Here is a 1,257-nt window from a genome sequence, read left to right as displayed (position 1 = left end):
GCCCGTCCCGATTTTGCCTACTCTCTGATCGGCTCCGTCTCTTTTGCCGACTGGAGCCTGCATTGCGCGGAGGCCGAATCCTTTGGGGTCAGATCGCCGTAGTCATCACCATCGTTCTGGTGATGACGTGGGCGGCGACGCAATGGGTTGCCTTTCGCCTCGGCTTCCAGCCCCAGCTTGGAGCGCCATGGTTCGATCTGGCGGGCCTGCCGGTCTATTATCCGCCGGCCTTCTTCTGGTGGTGGTTTTCCTTCGACGCCTACGCGCCCGCTATCTTCGTCGAGGGCGGCATCATCGCGGTATCGGGCGGCTTCATCGCCATCGCCGCCGCCATCCTCATGTCGATCATTCGAGCGCGGGAAGCCCGCAACATCGCCACCTACGGATCGGCGCGATGGGCGGAAGACAAGGAAATCCGTGCGGCCGGATTGCTCGGCCCCGATGGCGTAGTGCTCGGCCGGCATACGCAAGACTATCTGCGCCATGACGGTCCCGAGCATGTCTTATGCTTCGCGCCGACCCGCAGCGGTAAGGGCGTCGGGCTGGTGGTGCCGACGCTGCTGACATGGCCGGGAAGCTGCATCGTCCACGACATCAAGGGCGAGAACTGGACGCTGACGGCCGGCTTTCGCGCGAAGCACGGCCGCGTCCTGCTGTTCGATCCCACGAACGCCAGATCGTCGGCCTACAATCCGTTGCTGGAGGTGCGGCAGGGGGAGTGGGAAGTCCGCGACGTGCAGAACATCGCGGATATTCTGGTCGATCCCGAAGGCAGCCTCGACAAGCGTAATCATTGGGAAAAGACCAGCCATAGCCTGCTGGTCGGCGCGATCCTGCATGTTCTCTATGCGGAGAAGGACAAGACGCTGGCGGGCGTCGCCAATTTCCTGTCCGATCCCCGCCGCCCGGTCGAGGCGACCTTGCGCGCCATGATGGACACGCCGCATCTCGGCGAGGCTGGCGTTCATCCCGTCATCGCGTCGTCGGCGCGCGAGCTGTTGAACAAGAGCGAGAACGAACGAAGCGGGGTGCTCTCCACCGATATGTCGGTCCCAAAGGCGAGCTCAGAGACCATGGAAAGCATGTTCTCGGACTTACGTAGCAACTCGTTTCTTTTCGCAGGTTGAGCCACAGAGGTGGATCAGGAAATTTGAACAACACTTATAAGTGATATTTTGCTCCCCAAATGATGTTATAAACATCAATATATGGAGTATTTTATGACACGTAGACCAAGAAGAAATCATTCAAATGACT

General features: G+C 59.7%; 1 pseudogene. It reads left to right on the top strand.

Going from position 1 to position 1,257, the window contains the following annotated elements:
- Window positions 1-62: 62 nt before the first annotated feature.
- Window positions 63-1,049 (top strand): annotated as a pseudogene (locus FTT84_RS17850) (type IV secretory system conjugative DNA transfer family protein); the annotation flags it as partial.
- Window positions 1,050-1,257 lie beyond the last annotated feature (208 nt).

Source organism: Acinetobacter sp. YH01019, from assembly GCF_013420285.1.
GTDB lineage: Bacteria > Pseudomonadota > Gammaproteobacteria > Pseudomonadales > Moraxellaceae > Acinetobacter > Acinetobacter gandensis.
Note: the sequence above shows the minus strand (reverse complement) of the source record. Positions and strands in the feature narration are given on the sequence as shown.